Source organism: Streptomyces sp. RLB3-17 (assembly GCF_007113425.2).
In the GTDB taxonomy this organism is placed as follows: domain Bacteria; phylum Actinomycetota; class Actinomycetes; order Streptomycetales; family Streptomycetaceae; genus Streptomyces; species Streptomyces mirabilis_D.
In genome coordinates this window covers 11,348,625-11,370,283 of the sequence record NZ_CP041610.2, presented here as the reverse complement: position 1 = coordinate 11,370,283, position 21,659 = coordinate 11,348,625, and the positions used below count along the sequence as shown (strand labels likewise).

Here is a 21,659-nt window from a genome sequence, read left to right as displayed (position 1 = left end):
GCCGCCAGTCGGGGAAGCGCCGCCGCCGGCCGGCCTTGCGGATCTGGGTAGGGGGATCCGAACCCGTTCCAGCAGCGTGAGGACGGCCGGGCACTGCAACCGCGGCCCCAACACCCGTTCCAGCGACGGTTGGACCTGGGCGAGCAGGCCGTGCAGCCGGTTCGCGACCCGGGCGGCCTCGCCGGCGCGCGGGCGGCGTCGGCGATGATGAACGCGTCGCACGCGTCGGTCTTGGCCTCACCCGGGTAGAGGTCGTCGATCCGCCGCACCGTCGGCCCCAGCAGATCAGCGACCGGACATCCCACGTCCTGGGCCACCGCCGGCGGCAGAGCCCCGATCGATTCCGGCTGGTCGACGACCACTAGCCAGTGGCATGAGTGCCGTCATCGCATCCCGTGAGTTCAGTCGGCCGGTCTTGCCCTTCACCGATGGGAGCCTGCCCCTGGGCGGTCCGGCACTGTGCGGGTCCGCGTGCGGAGCGCGTCTTGACCGGTCGGGTGCCGACGCGCTCCTGTCCCGCAGTGGCCGGACACGCTCCGGTCAGCGGCTGGCGATGAGCTCGAGTGTGTCGATCACGCGGTTCGAGAAGCCCCACTCGTTGTCGTACCAGGCGACCACCTTCACGTGCCGGCCGTCGACCCGGGTGAGGGCCGAGTCGAAGATCGACGAGGCCGGATTGCCCGTGATGTCGGAGGACACGAGCGGGAAGTCCGAGTACTCGAGGATGCCGGCGAGCGGCCCATCCGCCGCGGTGCGGTACGCGCTCAGCACGTCGTCGCGCGTCACGTCACGAGTGACGGTCGTGTTGAGCTCGACAATCGAGCCCACTGGCACCGGCACACGGATCGAATCGCCCGACAGCTTGCCGGCCAGGTTCGGCAGCACGAGGCCGATCGCCTTGGCGGCGCCCGTCGTGGTCGGCACGATGTTGACAGCGGCGGCTCGGGCACGACGGGCGTCGCGGTGCGGACCATCCAGCAGGTTCTGCTCCTGCGTGTAGGCGTGCACCGTCGTCATGAAGCCGTGCTCAATGCCGGCGAGCTCGTCGAGTACCGCGGCCAGCGGAGCGAGCGCGTTGGTCGTGCACGAGGCGTTCGAGACGATCGTGTGCAGGTTCGGGTCGTACGTGTCGCTGTTGACCCCGAACGCCAGCGTGACGTCGGCGCCGTCCGACGGCGCGCTGACCAGCACCTTCTTCGCGCCCGCAGCGAGGTGGGCGCGGGCAGCCTCCGCCGACGTGAAGCGGCCGGTCGCTTCGAGGACGACGTCGACACCGAGTTCGGCCCACGGCAGCTGCGCCGGTTCACGCTCGGCGAGCACCTTGATGCGACGGCCGTCGACGACGAGGGCGTCCCCGTCGACGGTCACCGGGCGACCGAGCCGGCCGGCCGTGGTGTCGTAGGCGAGCAGCCGTGCGAGAGCGGCGGGCTCCGTGAGGTCGTTGACGGCGACGACCTCAAGAGTGCTGTCGCGTTCGAGCAGTGCGCGCAGTACGTTGCGTCCGATGCGGCCGAATCCGTTGATGGCGATGCGAGTCATAAGTGCTGTCCCTTCGGTTCGGCACCAAGGCTCGCTCGGGGCACTCACCGGTGACAGTGGCGGGATAGCCATGGTTCAAAAGGATCGCGCCAAGGGCGCCGACGGCGGGGCTACTCACCCTGGGCGAAGGTGCGCCGGTACTCGCTCGGCGTGGTGCCGAGGATGCGATGGAAGTGCAGTCGCAGATTCGCACCGGTGCCAAGACCGACGTCGGTGGCGATCTGCTCAACGCTGCGCTGCGAACGCTCGAGCAGCTCGCGGGCCATGTCGATGCGGGCCCGCATGACCCACTGCATCGGCGTGTACCCGGTCTCCGCTACGAAGCGCCGCGAGAACGTGCGCGGCGAGACCGCCGCCTGCCGCGCCAGTACCTCGAGGGTGAGGGGCTCGTCGAGCCGGTGCAGCGCCCACTCGCGGGTGTCGGCGAATCGCTCACCGAGCGGCTCAGGCACGCTGCGGGGCACATACTGCGCCTGACCGCCACTGCGGTAGGGGGCTGCGACCAATCGCCGGGCCGCGTGGTTCGATGCGGCCACCCCGAGGTCGCCGCGCAGAATGTGCAGGCACAGGTCGATGCCCGAGGCGGCGCCGGCCGACGTCAGCACGCTGCCCTCGTCGACGAACAGAACGTTCTCGTCGACCTCGACGAGCGGATGCCTCGCCACCAGCGCCCGTGTGTAGTGCCAGTGCGTCGTGGCACGCCTGCCGTCGAGCAGGCCGGTCGCGGCGAGCGCGAAGGCGCCCGTCGAGATGGCGGCAAGCCGCGCGCCCCGGTCGTGGGCAGCGATCAGCGCGTCGACGACTGCCTGCGGCGGATCGTCACGGTCCGGGAACCGATAGCCCGGGATGAAGACGATGTCGGCCCACGCAAGTGCGTCAAGGCCGTCGGCGACGTGGTACGAAAGGCCGTCGCCACCGGTAACGAGACCAGGCGCCGCGCCGCACAGTCGCACCTCGTACGGCATGCTCGCGCGCGTGGTGAACACCTGCGCGGGGATTCCGACATCGAGCGGCTTCGCACCCTCGAGCACAAGGACGGCGACGCGACGCAGGCGGGAGGCTGACACGGAGACAGGGTACGCAGGGGTGCGTCCGTGCGTCGGGTTGGCCGGGCGCGCAGGGTCCGGGTGGAGCCCAGGTCTGAAGGAATCAGAGCGGCTCCGCAAGCTCGGACAAATTGCCGTTCGGGAGCGCGGCTGAAGCGCATGATCATTCGAGCGGACTCGCCTCACGTGCGGGCAGGGCAACCGATGAACAGACCGGTGCCATGCCCGCGCCCGAGGAGCCGCCGCCCAGGTCGGCGACCGAGCCTCCCCCACGGCCGCCGAAGTCCGGGTTTCTGGACAAGGCGGCATACATCGCGGCTCCCGGGACGGTGGCCATCGGGGTGCTTTACTACTTTGGCAACGTCTACCAGCGCGCGTACTACACCACACTCGGGGTGATCCCCGAAGATCTGCAGTTCTCCGTACAGGCCATGCTGGCCGAGAGCCCGGACGCCATCTTCCTGCCGCTGTGGTTCCTGCTCGTGTGCGGGCTGATCGTGCTGCTGGTGCTTGGCTCGGCGGGACAGTCGCTCAGCGAGCCACGGCACGCGACCCGTCGCAGCAAGGTGATCCTCTGGCTGCTGGGCTCGGGCCTTGTCCTGTTGCTGCTGGGCTTCCCTGTCTTCTTCTGGGAGAAGAATCTCCCCACGCTTCCGGGCGGCTGGGCCGCTCAATTCGTGCCTGCGATGCTGGCGGCACTGGGCGCGGCCTTGGCCTTCTTCGCCGTACAACTGCTTCTCACCCACGACGGAGGGACACACGACCGGCCCGGCCGCATAGGGGACCGGCTGTGGCTGTCGGGAGGAGCGGTCCGTATCGCTACGAGTACATCGGCTTCCGCCTGATCGCGAAGTCGCCAAGCCGGTACTACCTGGTCTCCAAGACCGCGGACTACAACAGCACCAAGGTCGTGCTCCTCCCCGACGACGACACCGTGCGGGTGGAGCTGAGCTAGGGGTTGGGTGTCCCCGTGACGTCGGGAGTCGGCGTCGACTCCGTGCCGGTGGCGGTGGGCGAGGCGGGCTCGCTAGTCGGCACCCCGGTCGTGGCCGTCGTCGGCTTCGACGCTCCCACCACCTCCCCGGAGAGGGGCACGGTGAGCGTCGTTCCTTGGGACGTCACGGCCGTCAGAGTCACGCTGAACCGTCCCGGCTCCTCAGCGGTGTGCGAGAGCGTGACCTGGCAATTCTCGCCGGGCTGCAGCTCGACGTTCTCGCAGCCGTTCCCGGTGATCGAGGTCTCACCGGTATCGGTGGCGGCGGCGAAGTCCAGCAACGTCGTCGGCTGAGGTGTCGGCTGCCCGATGGGATCGTCACGCCTTCCGTCGTCCTTGCACCCCGCTGCCGCGGCCAGCGCGGTGAGCATCGCTGTCACGGCAAGGCGTCGGGCGATCACAGACGTCATGGCGTCGGTCCTCCGCTCCCGTCGGTCCGGCTGGCTGGCTGGCTGGCTGGCTGGGCCTCAACCTGGCACACCCGAGGGCCGACACCGATCGGCCCCGCCAGGGGAAACGGCGTGCGCACTCGAAGGGACACCCGAACAACACGAAGGGCAGTCACCCCCGAGAGGATGACCGCCCTTTGCTCATGCTGCTCGCCTACTGGGTCGTACGGGCCGTAGTCGTAGTCCTCCCCCGGCGGGCCGCCACCCGTGCAGCGCCCTTGTGTCGACTGGCCGACGGCCCGGAGTGTCATCACTCTCCGACGCCCAAAGCCGCACCATGCAGGACACCTCGATGCACCAGGCGCTGCATATGGGGTGAGTTCAGATCCGCCAGGAGCGGATGCGGTCGGCTGCGTCGTACCCGTCGACACGGCCGGCGTCGATGTCGCGGGCGAGGTCGATCAGCGCACCGTACGGCGGGTCCACGGCCTCGCCCGCGGCGCCCATGTACGCCGTGACGAGCGCGGCACCGTACAAGGCGTTACGTGCCGGGAGGGGGCGCAGCCGGATGATCGCGTGCATCAGGGCCGCCGCCCGCCAGGCGTTGTCGACGGCGACGCCGACCTGGGGGGTGTTGACCCGGTGGCGCGCGACGGCGGCCACGAGGTTGGAGAAGTCGTGGACCGAAGGGTGCTTGGGCAGCACTTCCGACTGGCGCTCCAGCAGCCAGCGGATGTCGATATGGAGCTCCACGGTCAGGCAGCAGTCCGTCCAGAGGCGTCCAGCCGGGCGGGAGCGTCGTCGGGAAACGCCGCGTCGAACGCGGCCGCGTTGTCGGCGACGAACGCACGGAAGACGTCGGCGGCGCTGTCCAGGCGGGGATCGCGGACCGCGTTGTGCGCGGCCTCGGTGATGAGAGCGGTGACCGTGGTGCCCTCGGCTTCGGCACGCTCCTGCAGCTGCGCGTGGAGCTCTTCGGGTACGCGGATTGTCACTGACTTCGACATGTTCCGACCGTACAGCAAGGCGTACAGCACGGGGATAGGTGCGACGAAACCGAACCCGAACGAGGCACCTTCCCACCTCGGGCCGAGGCGCCGATGACACAGACGATGTGGGTGGCCGCTTTCCGGGAACGGCGCGTCCAACCAGTCGTACGGCCACCTCGTGGGGCAGGATCCTGCGGACCGTCCAAGCCGACGCCGACGCGGCCGGCCGCATCGACTGGTCCGTGGCGAGCGTGGGATTCCACCTCCCATCGCGCCCACCAACACGTCGTCGGAGCGCGCAAGAAGCCGCCGCGAGTGACGGGAAGGACGCACGCCCCGAAAGCACCTCCCCGACGAGGGACTCGGACCCTTCGGGGCGGACTGCCACAAACGTAAGAGCGAGATCGAACGGACGATGACCAGGCTCAAGAACCTCCGGGCCGTGGCCGCGAGGTACGACAAGCGGGCCTGCGTCTTCCACGGCAGCGTCACCGTTGCCGCGATCCGGCTCTGGCTTCGTCCGTGATCCGCTGGATGAACCCTGGCGGTGAGGTGCTCGAAAACCAGTGGAGCAGCGCCGCATTGCGCCATTACCGTGCTGCCGAACCAAGTCGTCTGGTCAAGGACGTGCCGTTGTACACCCTGTGAGACCTCCCGAGCGCTGATTTGTCGCGCGTCGCGCATGTGCGCCGCGCTCCTTTTTGCTGCGGACTTCTCACTGAAACCGGTGTACTTCTGTGCTCGAAAACTGGGTGGTCATGCCCACCTGCCTGCCGCTCGTTCGCCGCCGTTGCCACGCGTGCGCGTCCGAGCGATTCCGGACAAGCGGTAAATTTCGCGTCAACGCCAACCACAAGCTCATCGACGCCTGGCTCCTCGCGCTCTGTACCACTTGCGGGGAAACGGCAAAGATCGCGGTCCTGGAGCGGATGAACGTGCGCTCCGTACGACCTGAGCTGCTGGACCGGATGCATGACAACGACCCTGGCCTGGCAGCTGAGTTGCTCCAGGATCCGGTCGTGCGGCGCCGTAGTCGCATCGCCCTCGACTGGGACAACGCCTGGCGCCTCGACACCGGCGGATCGGATCACCTGGACCGCGAGGTGATCGACGTCTCGGTCCGCTTTGCGGCGCGGATCCCTGTCCGGCCGGTGCGACTGATCGCTGAAGGGTGCGGTCTTTCGCGGGCCGAGGTCGAGAGACTGATCATGGAGGGGAAACTCGTTTCGACAGTCCGGCTGAGCGGCAAGCTCTCCGGCGACTTCACCTTCACGCTCAAGCGCTGAGCCCTCCTCGGGACCAAGGACCTGTCCGGCAGCATCCGCCGGACAGGCCCTAGCTCGTAGCTGCGTTGGGGCGTTCGCAGCCGTTTCGGTGGCAGGGCGTCGTCCCCGTCCGGTGACAGTCGTATCTCCTGACCGGGGCCGCTTGCCTGGACGTTGAACTGGTGGCGGCCACCCCTGCCGTCGCCGACCAGCGGCGTTGGGCAGGACTTGAACCGCTGCAGAGCAGAGCCCCGTCCCGGGCATCACTGCTGCACGCCCGAACCGGCAGAGGAACGCACCTCTGATGACCCCGTCTTCAGGCCCGCGACCACCAGGAACTGCGTCTGGCGCCGGTCTGGGCGATGGACGGGCGTCCGGATGCCTTGGCCGGCTCCACCGCCCGTTGGGGGCCCTTGATCAGACCTTTGGCTTCGGCCACTTGGTGTGGTCAGCCACTTTGACGGCGACGCCGCTCCCCGATCAGCTCGGCCGCCTTTTCGGCGATCATGATCGTGGGTGCGTTGGTGTTTCCGCTGATGACAGTCGGCATGACCGAGGCGTCGACGACACGGAGCCGCTCGACTCCGTAGACCTCCAGGTCCGCATTGACGACGGAGTCGTCTCCGGTTCCCATGGCACAGGTGCCCACTGGGTGATACGACGTGGCACTCCACCTGCGGACGTGCTCTTCGAGAGCCGCGTCGTCCATGCCGTCCAGACAGTCCAGGTCGTCACTGGCCGGCAGGTACGCCCGCGCCAGGTATGCGGCGAACGGTGCGCAGTGGGCGATGCCGATGACCGCTCTGAGTCCGGCGACCATGACCGACACATCCGCGGGTACGTCGAAGTAGCGGGGATCGATCAGCGGCGGGGCCTGCGGATCAGCCGACGCGAGACGGACGGTGCCGCGAGTCCGCGGGTTCAGGGGGCAGCAGTTCATCGTGAACACCGGCCGGTCGGGTACTTCCTCACCGCTGAGAATGAGTGCCGTGGCTCCTCCCACCAGCTGGACGTCAGGACGGCTGTTGCCGTCCGTGACGTTGAGGAACGCGCCGACCTCGCCGTAGTTGGAGGCGAAGGGCCCGTCGCCGTGGGCGCGCCACCGTTCGAGGTTATCCGGGGTGAGCAGGTCCCGGACGATGTCAGTGGAGTTGCGGGTGTCCCACACGACGGGAGCCATCAAATGGTCTTGCAGGTTCCGTCCGACCCCCGGCAGGGGGACGCGGACGTCTATGCCCACATCGTGCAGCTCGTCGGGGTCGCCTATGCCCGACAGGAGCAGCAGCTGGGGCGAGTTGATGGATCCGCCGCAGAGCAGGATCTCCCTGTCGGCGTGGGCCGCCCGCTCCTGTCCGTCCCGGAGATAGGTGACGCCGGCCGCGCGTGATCCGTCGAGTGTGATCTTTGTTGCCAGGGCGCCGGTGCGCACCGTGAGGTTGGGCCGGTCAAGGGCCGGGCGCAGATAGGCGTCGGCCGCGGACCACCGTCGCCCGTGATGGCATGTCACCTGGTACAGGCCGGCGCCGACGGGGGACTCACCCGCGAAGTCGTCGGTGCGGTCCAGCCCCCATTCCACGGCCGCGTCGAGCCAGGACCGTGAGAGTTCGTGGGTGTAGACGCGGTCTTCGACGTGCAGGGGTCCGTCCGAACCATGGTAGGGCTCGCCGAGGCGGCGGTTCGACTCGGACTTCACGAAATACGGCAGGACGTCGTCGTAGCCCCAGCCTCTCGCACCGTACTCGTCACGCCAGCCGTCGTAGTCGTGCCGGTTGCCCCGGGTGTAGATCATGACGTTGGTGGATGACGACCCGCCCAGCGTCTTGCCCCGGGGCCAGGAGAACGTGCGGCCCGGCTGGGGCTGCTCGACCGTCCGGTAGCTCCAGTCGGAATGCGATCCGAAGAGCATTCCGAGCGCGGCCGGGATGTGGATGAGTTCGTCGGTGTCGGGGCCGCCCGCTTCGAGGAGCAGCACGCGGACGCGGTCGTCGCGGCTCAGGCGGTCGGCGAGCACACAACCGGCGCTGCCGGCGCCCACGATGACGTAGTCGAATCCTTCGGTTCCGGTGGAGGTCATGCTGGCTCCCTCGCCCGCCGGATGGTCGTCGCCCGGACTCGCCCGAGCCGGGCGACGCATGCCGGCCGCCGCATCAGGGGTGGTATATCGACTGGACTTGCTGGTATGCGTGAAGCCCCTCGGGCCCCAGTTCGCTGCCGAGTCCGCTGGCCTTCCGGCCTCCGTAGGGGGAGGTGAGGTCGGGCAGATAGCCGTTGAGCCCGACGGTGCCGGTGCGGATTCGGCGGGCCACCTGGGCACCGTGGTCCACGTCCGTGGTCCAGACGGTGCCGGCGAGGCCGTAGGCCGACTCGTTCGCCAGGCGCACTGCCTCGTCCTCGCCGTCGTAGGACGTGATCGTGAGGACGGGGCCGAAGATCTCTTCCTGCGCGATGGTCGATGAGTTCTCGACGTCGGCGAATACGGTGGGTTCGACGAACCAGCCTCGATCGAGGCCGGGCGGCCGGCCTCCTCCGGTGGTGAGCCGAGCCCCCTCGTTGAGGCCTGTCTTGATGTAACCCAGCACACGTTCGCGCTGGCGCAGGCTGACGAGCGGGCCGATCTGGGTGTCGGGGTCGAGCGCGTCACCGACGACGGCGTCGCGGGCCATCGCCGTACAGAACTCGACCACTTCCCGATACCTGCTGCGGGAGGCCAGGATCCTGGTGCTCGCGTAACAGGTCTGACCGTTGTTCAGCAGGCTGGCCATGAAGAACTGCTCTGCGTTCGCGGCGAGGTCGGCGTCGTCGAGGACGACGGCGGCGGACTTGCCTCCCAGTTCCAGGGTCACCGGCCTCAGCAACTCGGCGCATGTGGAAGCCACTTGGCGCCCCGCTCTGGTGGATCCGGTGAACGACACCTTGTCGACGCCAGGATGGGAGACCAGATACGCGCCGGTGTCGCGGCCGCCCGGAACGATGTTGATCACGCCGTCGGGGATGCCCGCTTCCTTGACCGCCTCCGCCAGCAGCACCGAGTCGAGGACCGTCTCCGGCGCCGGCTTGAGGACGAGCACGCAACCGGCCGCCAGAGCAGGGGCTATCTTGAAGAAGGCGATGGTCTGAGGGAAGTTCCAGGTCATGATGGCGGCTACGACGCCTGCGGGTTCCCGGCGGACCAGGGTGGTGCCGCGGGGCAGTCCGGTACGCAGTTCCTCGCACGGCATGCTGTCGGCCAGACCGGCGTAATAGCGCAGCAGGGCTGACGGCACCACACCTTCGAAGGACCGCGCGACAGTGATCGGCATGCCGTTCTGCGCGCTGACGGCGTCGGACGTCGCCCCCTTCCTGGCATCGAGCGCGTCCGCGAGACGGATCATGGCGGCCGCGCGACGTTCAGTGCCCCAGGAGGCCCAGCCGGTCGGTGGGTCGAATGCGGCACGAGCGGCCCCGACCGCCCGGTCGATGTCGCCCTGGGAACCGTCCGGTACGGCACCGAGGTGGTCGCCGGTACTCGCGGACACGACGTTGATGACGCGATCGCCGGACGTGTGCACCCAGCGTCCGCCGATGAACAGATGGTTGGGATTCATGGTGAACTCTCCCCTCGGCATGGCCGTGGGACCACGGCACTCCGTGGTGTTCGATACGTGGATGACCAGCGAGCACGAGGGCCCTCAGCGCGGTACGCGGGCCGCTGCCGGTCTGACTTTCCTACGCCGCGGCCCGGCGCGTCGAACCTGCGAGCGGGCCACATCTGCGACGCCCCTTGCGGCTGGTACCGGCCTTGCGAGGAGCGCTTTCACGATTCACGACTGAATGAATGCGACATTACACCCATCTGGGGTAAATCGTCACCAGATGGGTAGAATATAGGCAGAAAGACTTTGGTCGCCGCCCGATGAGGGAAGGCCGGACCGACGGCTCAAAACCTCACGCCATGCCAGTGAGCATCGAGGTCGGCAGACCGGGTCCCGGTGCGCGACAGCGCGCCATGAGCAGGACGCCTCAAGGAGAGCTCGCACATCATGAGGACATATGGCGGAGCAACGGCGGAACAGCGCACATCGCTCCGCCGTCAGCGCCTCATGGAAAGCGGTCTCGAGCTTTTCTCCAGCCAGGGATACGCCCACACGTCGATCAGCGCGGTACTCCGCCACGCCGGACTGAAGGACAGGTACTTCACGGAGAGCTTCTCATCCCTCGACGATCTCATGGCAGCGCTCATGAGAGACATCTACGAGGAACAGATCACCCGATGCACCGAGGCGATCGGCACAGACCAGCCGCTGCGCGACCGGGCTCGAAACATGATCGACGTCATCGTCGGGCTTCCCCTGCAAGACCCGAGAAAAGGTCGCGTCAAACTCGCGGAATCTCTGGGTGCCGGACCCCTCACAGCACGCGAACGCCGTCTGGGCCTGCAGCGCATGAGCGGCCTCGTGGACTCTCTCCTCAGGGAAGGGCTTCACGATCCCCGGATCGACACCGCCACCATGTCCGTGGCCGTCGTGGGCGCGGTCAGCGAGATGCTGCTGAGCTGGTTCAACGGAGTTCTGGACATCTCGCGAGAGGAGCTGGTGGATCAGGGCCTTCTCCTCTTCGAGGCCATCACCTGCATGCCCGGCGACGCCCCGTCGGCCGCGTAGGGCACGCGCCGGTCGAGGGGATCGGAGCCCGATCCGCCGCCGATCCCCACCGCAAAGGGGGCCGGACCGGCAGGACACCTGGACGAGTTGCCGTGGCAGAGCCTCGTCGCCCGCGCCTGGTGGAGGTGGTGCAGGAGGTGAGGGCCTGGGCCGCTCGCGTGGCGCGCTCACCACCAAGCCCCACCTGAGTGCGGACGCCCGCTGCCGCCCGTTGTCCCCAGTCGTCACGCCAGGGCATTGGGCCGACTGCACCCAGTTCAAGCCCGTGTGGGATGTGTCCCGATTCCGCGAGCAGGTATACCACCACTCCATCCAGCGAGTGTCCAACGAGCGAGACCCGATCCAGACCCAGCACGTCCATGAGCCCCAGCGCGTCATCGCGCATCAACTCAAACAAGTACACCCCAGGCCGACCGCTTCGGTCGTGACCTCAAAGGTCGGGCGCATACAGATACCACCGATCCGCGAGACCGCCCACCGCGAATGGAAGAAGCGCGCGACTCGCCTGGCACACAGCAACTACAGCGACCGGGCGAGTCGCGCGTACAGGTGCGATGTGTGTCCCTGCGGCAACCCGGGTGCAGGGCCTGCCGATCACGGAGTTGCGGCGTTCTGTGATCAGAAGGGGGACCTGTGCCCGTGTCGTGGGCGGTCCCCTAGTGGGCATCGGCGGATGTGACGAGGAGGCCGCCGACGATGGTGCGGATGGGGTTGAGATCGCGTAGGGCGTCGCTGGGGCAGTGGGCGGGGTCCCGGTCCCAGACGGTGAGGTCGGCGAAGCGGCCCGGAGTGAGGGTGCCACGCAGGCTCTCCTCGCCGCACAGGCGGGCGGCGTTGGTGGTGTGCAGGGCGAGGGCTTCCTGGTAGGTGATGGCGTGCTCGGGGCCCTTGACGCCGATGACGGTCTGGCGGGTGGTCATGCCCCAGACGGAGCGCATGGCGCCGAACTGGCCGACGGGGAAGTCGGATCCGGCGCTGACCTGGGCGCCCAGGTCGATCCAACCTCGGGCGGGGAAGAGGCGGGCGACGCGTTCCGGGCCCCAGAAGCCCTCCTCCACCTCGGCGGTGTCGTGCAACAGCGGCTGCTGGATGGTGACCGGGATGCCCAACTCGACGGCGCGGGCGCGCTGTTCGGGGCCGGCCAGGCCGCCGTGCTCCATCACCAGCGTGCCGACAGGCAGGCCGGGGTTGCGGGCCAGGACGCGTTCGTAGACGTCCAGAAGGATGCGGACCGCGCGGTCGCCGTAGGCGTGCGTGCCGACGCGCCAGCCGCGGCGGACCACGGCCTCGACCGCCTCGACCAGCGCGCCGGGCTCCCAGGTCAGCGTGCCGGAGAAGGAGTGGTCGCAGGCGTACGGCTCTTCGGTGGCCCCGGCCTCCAGCCCGCCGTCGAGCCCGAACTTCACTCCCCATACCCGCAGCCACGGGTCGGAGCTGTAGCGCCATTCCTCCATGACGTCGAGCAGATCCTCCACCTGGGCCGCGCTGGTCATGCCGAGTGCCGAGATCAGCGTCCGCACCCGGGTGCTCAGCGCCCCCGCCTCGCGGGCGGCGAGCAGCACCCTGTAGTCCTCGGGGGTGACCGCGCAGTCGCGCACGCTGCCGATGCCGGTGGCGGCGTACTGGCTGGTGGCCAGGCGCAACCCGTCGATCCGCTGGGACCGGTCCGGCGCCGGAACCAGGCGCTCCACCAGGCCCAGAGCGTTGTCGATCAGCCGACCGTCGAGCCTGCCGTCCGCGTCGCGGCCGATCACGCCGCCGGGCGGTACGGGGGTGTCCTCGGTGATGCCCGCCAACCGCAGCGCGTAGGTGTTGACGACGTCGTTGTGGCCGCCGCGCTTGACCAGGACCGGGTGCCGGTCGGTGGCCCGGTCGAGTTCGGCCGCGGTGGGCATGCGGCGCTCGGCCAGGTTGAGTTCCTGCCAGTTCGTGGTGGTGCGGATCCACTCCCCCTCCGGGGTGACCTCGGCCCGCTGCCGGATCAGGTCCAGGAACTCGGAGATCGTGCGTGCCTGGTGCACGGGAACGTCCTGCGCGCCGAGCGCGGCGTAGATCAGGTGGGTGTGAGTGTCGTCGAACGCGGGCAGCACCGTGGCACCCGGCAGGTCGTGGACCGTGGTGCGAGCGGTCACCCAGTGATCGAGTCCGTTCGGGTCGGGGGACAGAGCCGCGATGCGATCACCCCGTACGGCCAGCGCCCGCTGCGGGGCCCGGCCGGGCACCAGTGTGTGCACCGCGTCGGCCCGGATCACCAGATCGGCTCCGTGGTCAGTCATGGTCTTCTCCCCACCATCTGAAAGTCGTCGTTGAGGGCGTGTCAGGGGCCGCAGGGGGTCGGGTCCGCGCCCGGCCGAGGGGTCGTCCACCACGTCCGCCGACAAGACCGTTCTACGGACTCTCTGCCGATTCACATACATTCCAATGCCGGAAACACAGAAACTACGCAACACCTGCCGCCCAGAATGCTGATCATGCGCCAAACACTCGACGACCCGGACCGTCGGCTCGCGGCTGCCGACTGCCCTTCTCGCCTCGCCTCGCCGCGCGCCTCCTGGCACGAGCTGGCCACGCCGCCCGGGCCTGTCCGAGCGCACCGCCGTACGCCGCACGGCACCGCTGTACGCCGAAGGCACATCGCGCGCGACGGTCGTCCGCGACCCGGCGCCACCGACAGCGCCTCCCCAGCCCTTCGGCATCGACACCACGCTGATCACGGCGCACACCGAGGACGGCGTTCCGCGGTGGCCGCCTTCCAGGACGATGACGAGAGGCCCGATGCACCCGGTCGAGCCACAATCCGTCGGGGCTGGAGCACGTAGCGCGTCGCCGACAATCTCGCTCCCCGGATACGCTCCTCCCCAGAGGAAGAAGATCACTGAGGGGTTGGGGTGCCGAAAGTACGCCAGGATCTTGATGCTGTGGATCGACGGATCACGGCCGTGCTGCTGGCGTCCCCCCGCGCCTCCTGGCGACATGTCGCCGACGTCCTGGGTGTTTCGGAGCGCACGGTCGTGCGTCGCGCCGCACCGCTGTTCCACGACCAGACCCTCCGGGCGACGGCGGTGCGCAACCCCGCCCTCTATCCCCACCTCATCCCCATGGTGTTGCGTATCCGCTGCCGCCCCAATCGGATCACGGCCATCGCCGCCACCCTCGCCCGGCGCCGCGACACCGTCTGGGTCGACATCCTGGGCGGAGGGGACGAGATCTGCGCCGTGCTCTTCCTGAACGGACCCGATGCCCGCAACGAGCTTGTGCTGCGCGACCTGCCTGCGACCGCGGCCGTGCAGTCCTGGACGTCGTACGACCTGCTGAAAGTCTTTCCCGCAGGGTTCGCCTGGAGCGCGGGACTACTGACCCAGGAGGAGTCCGCGCAGCTCTGGCCCGGCTTCGACGCCTCCCCCGAGCCCCTGTCTCCGCTACCGGAAGATGACGTACTCATCGATGCGCTGATCGAGGACTCCCGGATGACGTACGAGGAGCTCGCCAGCCGCACCGGCAAGACTCCACGGACCGTACGTCGCCGCCAGGACGCCCTCGTGGAGGCGCATGCCGTCCGGCTGGCCACCGAAGTCGATCTCGCCCTGCTGGGAGTGCACGCCGAAGCACTGCTGTGGATCAAGGCGATGCCAGGGGCATTGCAGGAGACCGGGCAGATCCTCAGCCGGCATCCCCAGGTGCGCTTCACCGCCGCCACAACGGGCTCCAGCAGTCTGTTGGTGGCCGTGGCCGCCGCCGATCTGAGCGCGCTCTATACGTTCCTGACCGGCACGGTGGGGGCCTTGCCGCATATCTCCGACATTGAGGTGACGCCCATTCTCACCGGCGTCAAGCGCACGGGCCTGGTACGTCCCGCCGCGCTTTCGTTGTGATGGCTTTCCACTGCACGCGGATCGGCCAGGGGCAACGGACCCGCCGCCCCTCGCTGCGCTGCGCCGGTCATCGGCTGAAGTCGCTCGGCGGTGGACGCGTGCAGAGTCCTCCAGAGCTTGGCGGCGCCCGGCATCACGATGAAGACCAGGAGCACCAGCACTCCCAGGGTGAAGGGAAGCGGACGCAGCCACTCGTTCCACTCCGTGAACCGGTCGGCGAGTGTCAGGGAATACAGCCGGTCCGCAGGGTAGATGGTTGCCAACAGGACGAGGAACTCGGCCCAGTGGGGCAGGGTTTCACGGCCGAAGACGTGCTTCATGGTTGTTTGCCTTCAGCCGAAGTGTCGGATTGCGGTGGCCGCAGGCGCGTACGGAAGCCAGTCGCTCGCGGAGCCGGTGGCGACGAATGCGAAGACAGCCGTGGCGAAGGAACGCCCCAGTGCCCGCTCGGTGTCAGAGGGCGTCCACAGCATCGGGCTGTAGGGGTAGCTGTCGAACGCCAAAGAGGAAGGGCAGTTCGACACAGCGCGCGGCACCGAGACGGCCGGGATCCTGGGCGGGGTGGTAGTCGAACTGGTAGACGTACGTGGCGTTGCCACCGGCGCCGTGGTGGTCGGCTATCTGCAAGGCGCCGTTGCGGAAAAGCTCATCTGTCTGCAGTGCGGTGAAATCCTGGGTGGGAGTCGCGCGTGCGGAAGTTCGATCGCTTGACTTGCTCCTCGGGCTGAAGCCCGAGGATTCTGGCCTTCTCGTCCGTTGTTGTGCCGCTACACGGCACGGGGTTCGGGGGAGAATCCATGGCTTCCTGCTTCGTTGCACTGTGCCGGGACGAGTCTTGGTCTTACCTGCGCTCCACAGGCTGCGACCGCCAGTCCGGCGGCCGTTTTCACGTTCTTCGCGGCATTGTGGTCCCGGTCATGGACCGTGCCGCACGCGGGGCAGGTCCACTCCCTGATGTGGAGAGGTTTGGGGCCGTCCTTGACGCCGCAGGCGGAACAGGTCTGGGAGGTCGGCTCGAACCTGCCGATCTTCACCAGGGTGCGCCCGTACCTGACCGCCTTGTACTCCAGCATGGCCACGAACCGTGCCCAGCCCGCGTCCTGCACGCTCTTGGCCAGCCTGGTGCGTGCCAGTGCCTTGACCGCCAGGTCCTCCACACCGACCGCTTGGTTCTCGCGGATCAGCTGCGTGGAGAGCTGGTGGTGGAACTCGCGGCACGCGTCGGCCGCTTGCGCGTGGGAGCTCGGGGGACGATCCGGGTGCCTTACCGGGGCCGCTGGAGCACGCTCCCGGCCGGGAAGCGGGCGGTGAACTCCTCCCACGCCAGGATCCGACCCGTCGGAGAGCAGGCCAACGCCACCCTGAAGAGTTGGCGGCTACTGCGCAAACTCCGTTGCAGCACCACCCGCATCACCGACATCGTCAAGGCCGTCCTGGCCTTGCACCTTGCCACGGGAGCCTGAGGTCGCTGCGGCCGGAGGCATGGACAAGGACAGCGCCACCATCAACGACAGCAAGGGAGACCGCTCACCGTGACAGACGTCAGAGTCACCTACGACAAGAGCGTGAACGCAGCGTACATATACCTCACCGATCCGCAGGCCCACGTGAAGTCCGCGCGCATGTATCCCTGCGATCCAGTGGACGTCGACGGCATGATCAACCTCGACTTCGACGAGCAGGGCCGCCTCATCGGCATCGAGGTGTTGGCGGCCAGTTCAAAACTGCCCGAGTACCTGCTCCAGTCCGCGGAGCGACTGGACACCGAAGGTGCATGACCAGTCGAGCACCACGCTCGCGGCGAGCAGGTTGGAAAAGGCTCAAGGCAGCTGAACCCTTATCGTGGTGGGGGTGATTCCGGGTCGGTGATGCGGACTTCGAGGTCGGCGATGCGTCGGTCCTGGAAGCGGCGATTGGACCGGGCGGCCTTCAGTCGTTCGTCGTGATCCTGCCCTGCTGAATGCGTTTCCGGGGACTACCGGAGCGGTCGTTGACGTACATCAGCCGTCTGCAGCGTCCGCCCCCGACGAGACGCTGCGCCCGGACGACCGCGTGGTCGCCGTCTGCGACAACGCTCACGAACAGCTCGGACCCCGGGTTCCCGACCGTCTGCACTGGTCGGTACCCGACCCCACCCGCACCGGCACCGACGACGCCTTCGCCGACGCCCTGAGTGATCTCGCCGACCGGGTCGACCGGCTGGCTCCCGCCGTCCGCCCTCCTGGAGGCAGCGATGACTGGAACCGCGTCCACCCCGCCCCGCAACCTGAGCATCGACCAGCAACTCGCCCTGCGCACCGCCGCCACCCACCTCAGCCGCGAGTTCGACGGGATCTTCGGCCAGGAGACCATCGAGCGCTTCCTGCACACCAGCTACGACCAGTTCGACGGCCGCCGCACCATCCCCAACTTCCTCCCGCTCATCGCCGAACGGTTCGCCCGCCAGCGCCTGCGCGCCCTGGCCAAGGTCGAAGGCCACCACACCGACGGCAAACCCGTCCTGCTCTTCCTCTGCGTTCACAACGCCGGACGCAGCCAGATGGCCATGGGCTTCTTCCAGCACCTCGCCGGGGACAATGCCGTGGCCTGGTCGGGCGGCTTCGAACCGGACTTCGAGTTCAACCCGTCGGCCATCGCCGCGATGAGCGAACGCGGCATCGACATCTCCCGCGAGTTCGCCAGGCCCTGGACCGACGAGGTCGTCCGTGCCGCCGACGTCGTCGTCAGCATGGGCTGCGGCGACGCCTGCCCGGTCTTCCCCGGCAAGCGCTACCTCGACTGGACCCTGGACGACCCTGCAGGCAAGGCCGTCGACGACGTCCGCCCCATCCGCGACGACATCGAGCGACGCGTCCGCGGCCTTCTCGACGATCTCGGCGTCCCGGCACAGCACTGACTGCGGACATTGGTACGGCGGCCGGCCCACGACTCGTCTTCGCCGACGTGCACAGCGACTGGGGCGAGGGGGGCCATGCGGGGTCGTATCGGCTAACGGCGTGGTCGGCGAATGAGGCCGGGGCGTGTTGGGCGGCGGTTCGGCTGGTCGGTGTTCAGCAGGCCACCGTCCGGACGAGTACCAGCTCGGTGCTCGGTTTGCGGGCGGTGGGCCGTTGGGCGGCACGGTCGGAGACCAGAGAGGCGATGGCGCGGTGGTCGTCGGCGTAGTGCTCGCGGTGGCCGAGGTATCGCTGGAGTGGGCGCCATTGCTTGTACTCAGCGTTGGTGTGTTCTACGCAGATCCGGCGGGAGGACTGGCGTCGGCGGATCTCGCGCCAGGCGTGCTGATCTCCAAGTGAAGCATCGGCCTTGCGTTTGCGCGGCGGCGCGCTGACCTGGTGAGGGAATTCGTTGGCCAGACCACGGTAGCCCTCGTCGACCTCGGCTTTCACAGTTGGATGGAGCCGGAGGTGTTCGGCGATGCCTTCGGTGCGCATTGCCGTCTGATCGTGCATACGGCCCGGCCGGACGGCGCCGGAGAAGAGGGTGCTGCCCTGGCCGTCGCTGATCGTGGTGGTCTTGATGGTGTTCTGTTTCTTCTTACCCGACACGAATGCGCGCCGTCCGGGCCGGTTCGCCTGCGGGCGACGGACCTGGGTCTCGGTGCCGTCGATCCGCAGGATGACTCCTTCGGCCTCGGCGTAGGCGAATACGTCCGCCAGGGTCCGCAGCCGTAGGCCCGGCCGGTCGGGGACAGCGAAACCGCGCGCGGCCAGCAACGGCCGCATCTCCCCGATCGCCTCGGTGACGGTGAATCGGCCAACGCCGTACAGCTGCGCAAGCGCAGCATGTGGCAGCTGGGTGCGCAGGTGAACCAGGGTGACCAGTACCCGGTCGGTGAACACCAACTCGTACTTCGGGCCGGCGCCTGCCGCTCGGCGACGTGCACCGCCACGCCGCTTGCCTGGTACGGACTCGCGACGGGACGACCACGGCGCGGCCAACTCCGCGATCACAGTGCCAAGATGCGCACGGGCCAGACCGCAGAAGGCGTGATGGGACAAGGCCGCACGAGCCCACTTCGTTGTCACACCCGAAGAACCCGTGCGACCACGGTCACGTCACGGCCCAAGCCCCCGAATACCTGTGGGGCCGGGCTCCGTCACTGCCCTACGCTGCCGCGCACGCAGTGCAGTCCCACTGTCACCCGTGCGAGTCGATGCCTGCCAGGAAGTCGGTGACGAGCTGCGCAAGTTCGGCAGGGCGCTCTTCGGGGACGAGGTGGCCGCACCCGGGAAGAATGACGCCCTCTGCATCAGGGGCGAGCCGCCGGACGAAATCGATCATGTTCTGTCCGAGGGAGCGTTCACCCGCGATCGCCAGGACGGGAACGTTGAGCGGCACCTGGGCGGCGTCGCGGACCTGGTCGGCGCTGGCCCAGGTGTTGACGTAGTACGCGCAGCTGGACCGCACCGCGTCGTCGTCGCTGTACGCCTTCACGTAGACGGCGATGTCCTCATCAGTGAGGGAGCCCGGGGTGGCACGGCACATCTGGGTGAGCATCCAGGTGAAGAAGGTCTCCTGCCCGCCTCCGCCGATGAGCTGTTGCGGAAGCTCGGGAGTGGCAAGGAACGGGAAGAACCACAACGGGTTCCAGGCCCGGGAGAAGTTCAGCAGATCCTCGCCGCCGGCTCCGGGGATGCTCGCCTCCAGCGCGGTGAACGAGACCACCCGGTCACGCGCGGTGGCGGCCAGGTAGTAGCCAATGGGCGTGCCCCAGTCGTGCCCGATGACATGCGCGCTCGCGATGCCAAGGTGATCGAGCAGGTGGCGGACGTCGGCGGCCGCAGTGGCCACGTCGTAACCATCGGCTGGCCGCTCGGTCTCCCCCCAACCCCGCAGGTCGGGAGCGATCACCAGATGGCGCTCTGCGAGCACCGGGATCAGGTGCCGCCACTCGTACCAGGTCTGCGGCCACCCATGGAGCAGGACCACGGGATCCCCGGCGCCCGCAGTGACCCAGTGCATCCGTATCTGCTCGATGTCGTCGTAGTGATGCTCAAGTGCCACGAATCGCTCCTCGCATCCCTCTGGAAGACCAGTGTTGATCGTACTGAGGGTCCTGGCGCCCCTGCTTGGCATTCACACACTGAGCCTCGCGAGACGCCGCCACCTCCGACTGGATCGGCACCGGTGCCCGTGGACCAGCACGGTGCGGACCTGACGCGGAGCCGATCCTGCACGGCTCTCTGTCGCGATCGAGTTGCGTGGTGCCAGCACCGAGCAGAGCCACCTCGACCTTCAATCGCCGACCACGTCGTAAGCACAGCGACGTGAGCGGTGCACACCACCCCTGCCGGCTGTCCCGGCCAACGCCATGATCACGACATCACCCGACCATCGCCACGCAATCTCGCGTGGCCGTCATGCGCGCCAAAGAGCCGGGCGCAGGCAAAGCAGAAACGCGTGGGGGCGGCGGGCGGAAGGGAGGTACGAATCCTCCGCGCTGGGATTAAGTCGGGCGGTTCGGCCTCTGCGGAGAGCGTATCGCCCGTATCGCCCGTACCCTTCATGGTGTCTACGGCGTCACATAGCGGGCGCCAAACCACTGGAGGCAACACCACGTGCTGATTGCTCAGCGTCCGTCCCTGACCGAAGAGGTCGTCGACGAGTTCCGCTCCCGGTTCGTGATCGAGCCGCTGGAGCCGGGCTTCGGCTACACCCTCGGCAACTCCCTGCGCCGGACCCTCCTGTCCTCGATCCCGGGTGCAGCGGTCACGTCCATCCGCATCGACGGCGTTCTGCACGAGTTCACCACCGTGCCGGGCGTCAAGGAGGACGTCACCGACCTGATCCTCAACATCAAGCAGCTCGTCGTGAGCAGCGAGCAGGACGAACCGGTCGTGATGTACCTGCGCAAGCAGGGCCCGGGTCTGGTCACCGCCGCCGACATCGCGCCCCCGGCCGGTGTCGAGGTGCACAACCCCGACCTCGTCCTCGCCACGCTCAACGGCAAGGGCAAGCTGGAGATGGAGCTGACCGTCGAGCGCGGTCGCGGCTACGTCTCCGCCGTTCAGAACAAGCAGGTCGGTCAGGAGATCGGGCGCATCCCGGTCGACTCGATCTACTCGCCGGTGCTGAAGGTCACGTACAAGGTCGAGGCGACCCGTGTCGAGCAGCGCACCGACTTCGACAAGCTGATCGTCGACGTCGAGACCAAGCAGGCCATGCGTCCCCGTGACGCCATGGCGTCGGCCGGTAAGACCCTGGTCGAGCTGTTCGGTCTGGCTCGCGAGCTCAACATCGACGCCGAGGGCATCGATATGGGCCCGTCCCCGGTGGACGCCGCGCTCGCCGCCGACCTGGTCCTGCCGATCGAGGAGCTCGAGCTCACCGTTCGTTCGTACAACTGCCTCAAGCGTGAGGGCGTCCACTCCGTGGGTGAGCTCGTCGCCCGCTCCGAGGCCGACCTCCTGGACATCCGCAACTTCGGTGCGAAGTCCATCGACGAGGTCAAGGCGAAGCTGGCCGGCATGGGCCTGGGCCTCAAGGACAGCCCGCCCGGATTCGACCCGACCGCCGCCGCACTCGGTGCGGACGACGGCGCGGACGCGGGTTTCGTGGAGACCGAGCAATACTGAACGCTGCGCTGCGCCGGTCGTAGAGACGCTTCGCGCACCGGCTCACCTCCGCTCGCGCGGAGAGCACGCGTACCTGGACCGCGTCTTCTGGGACCCGGTCGGTTCGCCTCCGCTCACGCGGAGAGCACCGCTGGTTCTTCACCGGCGCCCGCTCGGTCGGCGGTTCACCTCCGCTGGAGCGGAGGTGGGTCGCTGTCGATCGAGGCCCAGGCCCAGGGCACGTCGTGCTCTACGCGCCAGCGGAGGTGGGTCGGGCTTCAACTTTCCCTGCTGGAGGATCTCGGGGTGCTCTCCGCGCCAGCGGAGGTGGGTCGAACACCCGGGGCCGTGACCCCGTAGACAGGTGG

21 protein-coding genes and 4 pseudogenes are annotated in these 21,659 nt (G+C 68.2%); 11 read left to right on the top strand and 14 right to left on the bottom strand.

The window, feature by feature from the left end:
- Nucleotides 1–19: 19 nt before the first annotated feature.
- The 3 genes and pseudogenes from FNV62_RS51280 to FNV62_RS51270 all read right to left on the bottom strand — a co-directional run.
- Nucleotides 20–365 (bottom strand): annotated as a pseudogene (locus FNV62_RS51280) (IS110 family transposase); the annotation flags it as partial.
- A gap of 175 nt (nucleotides 366–540) precedes the next feature.
- On the bottom strand, nucleotides 541–1,539 hold the full coding sequence (gap, locus tag FNV62_RS51275; protein ID WP_143630243.1) for a type I glyceraldehyde-3-phosphate dehydrogenase: 999 nt from the start codon (nucleotides 1,537–1,539) through the stop codon (nucleotides 541–543).
- 110 nt (nucleotides 1,540–1,649) lie between these two features.
- Entirely contained in the window at nucleotides 1,650–2,606 is a 957-nt protein-coding gene (locus FNV62_RS51270; protein WP_060894525.1) for a GlxA family transcriptional regulator, read from the bottom strand.
- A gap of 200 nt (nucleotides 2,607–2,806) precedes the next feature.
- On the opposite strand from FNV62_RS51270, the gene FNV62_RS51265 reads away from it, so the two are divergent.
- Nucleotides 2,807–3,430 carry a hypothetical protein gene (locus tag FNV62_RS51265; RefSeq protein ID WP_143630241.1) on the top strand — a complete coding sequence of 208 codons (624 nt, stop codon included), beginning with the start codon at nucleotides 2,807–2,809 and terminating at the stop codon, nucleotides 3,428–3,430.
- Nucleotides 3,376–3,540, top strand: a complete 165-nt coding sequence (locus tag FNV62_RS51260) for a hypothetical protein (RefSeq protein ID WP_164331901.1) — start codon at nucleotides 3,376–3,378, stop codon at nucleotides 3,538–3,540. Before FNV62_RS51265 ends, FNV62_RS51260 begins: the two co-directional genes overlap by 55 nt.
- Here FNV62_RS51260 and FNV62_RS51255 read toward each other — a convergent pair.
- The 3 genes from FNV62_RS51255 to FNV62_RS51245 all read right to left on the bottom strand — a co-directional run bounded on the left by FNV62_RS51255 (nucleotide 3,537) and on the right by FNV62_RS51245 (nucleotide 4,975).
- A complete protein-coding gene (locus tag FNV62_RS51255) occupies nucleotides 3,537–3,989 on the bottom strand; it encodes a hypothetical protein (RefSeq protein ID WP_143630239.1) in 453 nt (150 codons plus the stop codon). The genes FNV62_RS51260 and FNV62_RS51255 overlap by 4 nt on opposite strands.
- A 360-nt stretch (nucleotides 3,990–4,349) precedes the next feature.
- Nucleotides 4,350–4,727 (bottom strand): toxin Doc, encoded by a 378-nt coding sequence (locus FNV62_RS51250; RefSeq protein ID WP_164331977.1) that lies wholly within the window; start codon nucleotides 4,725–4,727, stop codon nucleotides 4,350–4,352.
- Complete coding sequence (locus FNV62_RS51245; protein ID WP_060894546.1) at nucleotides 4,724–4,975, bottom strand: YlcI/YnfO family protein; 252 nt, start codon at nucleotides 4,973–4,975, stop codon at nucleotides 4,724–4,726. Before FNV62_RS51245 ends, FNV62_RS51250 begins: the two co-directional genes overlap by 4 nt.
- Before the next feature lie 158 nt (nucleotides 4,976–5,133).
- Between FNV62_RS51245 and FNV62_RS56545 the strand changes: the two are divergent.
- The 3 genes and pseudogenes from FNV62_RS56545 to FNV62_RS51235 all read left to right on the top strand — a co-directional run.
- Nucleotides 5,134–5,483: pseudogene (locus FNV62_RS56545) on the top strand (hypothetical protein); the annotation flags it as partial.
- On the top strand, nucleotides 5,480–5,605 hold the full coding sequence (locus FNV62_RS57335; RefSeq protein WP_263986811.1) for a hypothetical protein: 126 nt from the start codon (nucleotides 5,480–5,482) through the stop codon (nucleotides 5,603–5,605). The pseudogene FNV62_RS56545 and the gene FNV62_RS57335, both read left to right, overlap by 4 nt.
- Nucleotides 5,606–5,694: 89 nt before the next feature.
- Nucleotides 5,695–6,243 (top strand): DUF1062 domain-containing protein, encoded by a 549-nt coding sequence (locus FNV62_RS51235; RefSeq protein WP_143630235.1) that lies wholly within the window; start codon nucleotides 5,695–5,697, stop codon nucleotides 6,241–6,243.
- 427 nt (nucleotides 6,244–6,670) lie between these two features.
- Here FNV62_RS51235 and FNV62_RS51230 read toward each other — a convergent pair whose 3' ends face one another.
- Both FNV62_RS51230 and FNV62_RS51225 read right to left on the bottom strand, forming a co-directional pair.
- Nucleotides 6,671–8,296, bottom strand: coding sequence for a GMC family oxidoreductase (locus FNV62_RS51230; RefSeq protein ID WP_143630233.1), 1,626 nt, complete (start codon nucleotides 8,294–8,296; stop codon nucleotides 6,671–6,673).
- 73 nt (nucleotides 8,297–8,369) lie between these two features.
- Nucleotides 8,370–9,806 (bottom strand): aldehyde dehydrogenase, encoded by a 1,437-nt coding sequence (locus tag FNV62_RS51225; protein ID WP_143604749.1) that lies wholly within the window; start codon nucleotides 9,804–9,806, stop codon nucleotides 8,370–8,372.
- 435 nt (nucleotides 9,807–10,241) lie between these two features.
- Between FNV62_RS51225 and FNV62_RS51220 the strand changes: the two genes are divergently transcribed.
- Nucleotides 10,242–10,862 carry a TetR/AcrR family transcriptional regulator gene (locus tag FNV62_RS51220; protein WP_097282082.1) on the top strand — a complete coding sequence of 207 codons (621 nt, stop codon included), beginning with the start codon at nucleotides 10,242–10,244 and terminating at the stop codon, nucleotides 10,860–10,862.
- 656 nt (nucleotides 10,863–11,518) lie between these two features.
- Here FNV62_RS51220 and FNV62_RS51215 read toward each other — a convergent pair.
- Nucleotides 11,519–13,138, bottom strand: coding sequence for an amidohydrolase (locus FNV62_RS51215; protein WP_143604748.1), 1,620 nt, complete (start codon nucleotides 13,136–13,138; stop codon nucleotides 11,519–11,521).
- 642 nt (nucleotides 13,139–13,780) lie between these two features.
- Here FNV62_RS51215 and FNV62_RS51210 point away from each other — a divergent pair.
- A complete protein-coding gene (locus tag FNV62_RS51210) occupies nucleotides 13,781–14,734 on the top strand; it encodes an AsnC family transcriptional regulator (RefSeq protein WP_309171851.1) in 954 nt (317 codons plus the stop codon).
- A 453-nt stretch (nucleotides 14,735–15,187) separates the two neighbouring features.
- On the opposite strand, the gene FNV62_RS51205 is transcribed toward FNV62_RS51210, so the two are convergent.
- Together FNV62_RS51205 and FNV62_RS51200 are read right to left on the bottom strand one after the other, a co-directional pair.
- The gene (locus FNV62_RS51205) at nucleotides 15,188–15,553 is read right to left on the bottom strand and encodes a carboxylesterase family protein (RefSeq protein WP_225900707.1); all 366 of its coding nucleotides are present in this window, start codon (nucleotides 15,551–15,553) and stop codon (nucleotides 15,188–15,190) included.
- Nucleotides 15,502–15,975, bottom strand: a pseudogene (locus FNV62_RS51200) (RNA-guided endonuclease InsQ/TnpB family protein); the annotation flags it as partial. The gene FNV62_RS51205 and the pseudogene FNV62_RS51200, both read right to left, overlap by 52 nt.
- Between FNV62_RS51200 and FNV62_RS51195 the strand changes: the two are divergent.
- Together FNV62_RS51195 and FNV62_RS51190 are read left to right on the top strand one after the other, a co-directional pair.
- Nucleotides 15,973–16,197, top strand: a pseudogene (locus FNV62_RS51195) (transposase family protein); the annotation flags it as partial. The pseudogenes FNV62_RS51200 and FNV62_RS51195 overlap by 3 nt on opposite strands.
- A 69-nt stretch (nucleotides 16,198–16,266) precedes the next feature.
- Entirely contained in the window at nucleotides 16,267–16,512 is a 246-nt protein-coding gene (locus FNV62_RS51190; protein ID WP_143604746.1) for a DUF2283 domain-containing protein, read from the top strand.
- A gap of 151 nt (nucleotides 16,513–16,663) precedes the next feature.
- Here the strand turns inward: FNV62_RS51190 and FNV62_RS51185 are convergent, their stop codons facing one another.
- The gene (locus tag FNV62_RS51185; protein WP_164331900.1) at nucleotides 16,664–16,813 is read right to left on the bottom strand and encodes a hypothetical protein; all 150 of its coding nucleotides are present in this window, start codon (nucleotides 16,811–16,813) and stop codon (nucleotides 16,664–16,666) included.
- Nucleotides 16,814–16,967: 154 nt separating this feature from the next.
- On the opposite strand from FNV62_RS51185, the gene FNV62_RS57750 reads away from it, so the two are divergent.
- Nucleotides 16,968–17,630 (top strand): arsenate reductase ArsC, encoded by a 663-nt coding sequence (locus FNV62_RS57750; protein WP_143630231.1) that lies wholly within the window; start codon nucleotides 16,968–16,970, stop codon nucleotides 17,628–17,630.
- A 154-nt stretch (nucleotides 17,631–17,784) separates the two neighbouring features.
- Here the strand turns inward: FNV62_RS57750 and FNV62_RS51175 are convergent, their stop codons facing one another.
- Nucleotides 17,785–18,687: a transposase gene (locus tag FNV62_RS51175; protein ID WP_225900706.1), complete on the bottom strand. Its 903-nt coding sequence runs from the start codon at nucleotides 18,685–18,687 to the stop codon at nucleotides 17,785–17,787.
- Between the two features lie 187 nt (nucleotides 18,688–18,874).
- A complete protein-coding gene (locus FNV62_RS51170) occupies nucleotides 18,875–19,741 on the bottom strand; it encodes an alpha/beta fold hydrolase (protein ID WP_164331899.1) in 867 nt (288 codons plus the stop codon).
- Nucleotides 19,742–20,295: 554 nt separating this feature from the next.
- On the opposite strand from FNV62_RS51170, the gene FNV62_RS51165 reads away from it, so the two are divergent.
- Nucleotides 20,296–21,312, top strand: a complete 1,017-nt coding sequence (locus FNV62_RS51165) for a DNA-directed RNA polymerase subunit alpha (protein ID WP_097282087.1) — start codon at nucleotides 20,296–20,298, stop codon at nucleotides 21,310–21,312.
- Nucleotides 21,313–21,659 lie beyond the last annotated feature (347 nt).